This is a genomic window from Aeromonas sp. QDB56, assembly GCF_027705505.1.
Classification (GTDB): domain Bacteria; phylum Pseudomonadota; class Gammaproteobacteria; order Enterobacterales; family Aeromonadaceae; genus Aeromonas; species Aeromonas caviae.
The window spans coordinates 1-1,725 of sequence record NZ_JAPDBZ010000260.1 but is presented as its reverse complement, the minus strand read 5'-3'; the positions used below and the strand labels follow the sequence as shown (position 1 = coordinate 1,725).

General features: G+C 61.0%; 1 protein-coding gene. It reads right to left on the bottom strand.

Annotation, left to right across the window (positions count from 1 at the left end):
* Positions 1–19: 19 nt before the first annotated feature.
* The gene (locus tag OKB81_RS20245; RefSeq protein WP_270805425.1) at positions 20–1,636 is read right to left on the bottom strand and encodes an IS1634 family transposase; all 1,617 of its coding nucleotides are present in this window, start codon (positions 1,634–1,636) and stop codon (positions 20–22) included.
* Positions 1,637–1,725 lie beyond the last annotated feature (89 nt).

The following is a 1,725-nucleotide window of genomic DNA, read 5'->3' as shown; positions in this document are numbered from 1 at the left end:
CCGACATTCCGCACCCGCTTCATGAATAAATCTGCCGGTATCGAGGGCCGAGAACGTCGATGATGGTCTCCTGAACGGTGTTGATGTCGGTCACTTGGGCTGGTTCGCCCCCCAGGCTGTACTCGTGGATCCCGCCAAAGCACAGGAAGATCCAGCGGGCGGTTGGCTTCTGCGTCGGTTTCTTCTTCATGTCCGGCACGCTGCGGCCTTGGGCAACCAGCCCTTTGCGGATACGGTGCTCCAGCGCGGCGTAAATCATCAGGCTGCAGGTCATCACCATCAACAGGGCTTCAATGCGCTCCGGCTTTTTCAGATAGAGCGATGAGGTCAGAAACTCGGGGCTTTTGAGGAAACGAAAGCCGCGCTCAACCGTTTGCTGTGCCTTGTAGGTGGCCAGCAGTTCGGCCATGGTCAGGGTGCCGCTCAGGTCGTTGGTGGCCAGGATGAACACGCCCGTCTGGGCGTTGGCCTCCTCCACCCGTTCCAGGCAGGTCGCGGCCTGACCCTCGATGCGGTACTGATAGCTGTCGGGTTGCTGGCCGCTTTTGGGTCTGCCGGCGCTGGCGTAAACGGGCTCCGTCAGCACGTGGCCTTGCACAATCTCCAGTAGTTTCAGCCTGTTGGCAAAGCGCGCCAGCTCCGCTTCGGCATCGGCCTGACAGGCAAAGCGCCGCGCGCACAGTTTGGTGAACGCCTTGAGCTCGCGGGTGCTGTCGCCCAGCAGGTGCTTGGCCAGCGTTTTCTGCTCGGCATGGTTGGCCTTTTCGCTGCGCACCAGCAGCCAGCGCTGCGGCACATCCGCGTAGTCGGCATCCAGCCAGCGCCCCTGGTAGCCATCGCCCAGCGCGGTCAGCGGCGCCTCACCAATGGCTGCCACAGCATTCCGTGCTTCCGTCAGGGTGCGCGGCACGCGGGTGATGAACAGCTGGCGCTGATGATGCAACAGGTGTAGGGTCTCGGCGCAGTACAGCGCTGCATCACCGACCAGATAGCGGCTCTCCTGCGCGGACTTGAGGCTGCGCAGGTGGCGCTTAACCGTCTCGCGAAAGGCGCTGTTATCGTTGCTGTTGCCACTGAGCGCTTGCAGGTACACCGGCAAGCCGGCCTGATTCTCACAGATCAGCTCCAGGATCACCTGATTGAGCTCTGGCCGATGGTCACGGCTGTATCCCCGCACCAGTTGCAGCCGGCCGGTCTGTTCGCCATCGGCGCAGTCATAGGCGCCATCGACGTGAAAGCTGGTGATATCAAGATGCACCGCCGTGGGCTTGAGCCCCAGCTTGGCGACCACTTGCTCGGCCATCACCTGATAAAGCGTCGACACATCGGCCGCAAACAGCGCATCCAGACAGCGCCCGAGCACATCATCATTAAGATCATCGGCGCAGAGCCCGGGGCCGATCAATCGCTCGACCGGCTTGTTGGCGAAGAACCGCGGGAACAGGTGCAAGGTGCTGCTATGGAAGCCTAAGCCGTTGATGATCATGGCCACCAACGCCTGACCATGAGAGACTTTGAAGGATTGGTTTTTGGGCAGCACCGCATCGATCATGCGGGCGATATCGAGCTCTTGGCACAGGCCAGCGACCAAGCCGAGGTGATCAAGGTTACGGATGGCGATGCGGGGAGCGGGCATGATGAGCGACCTGCAAAAAGCAGTAATAGATCAAAACAGCCGATCGCTGTCAAGCCGCGAAAAAGGGAAAATCAGGTGCGGAATGACGG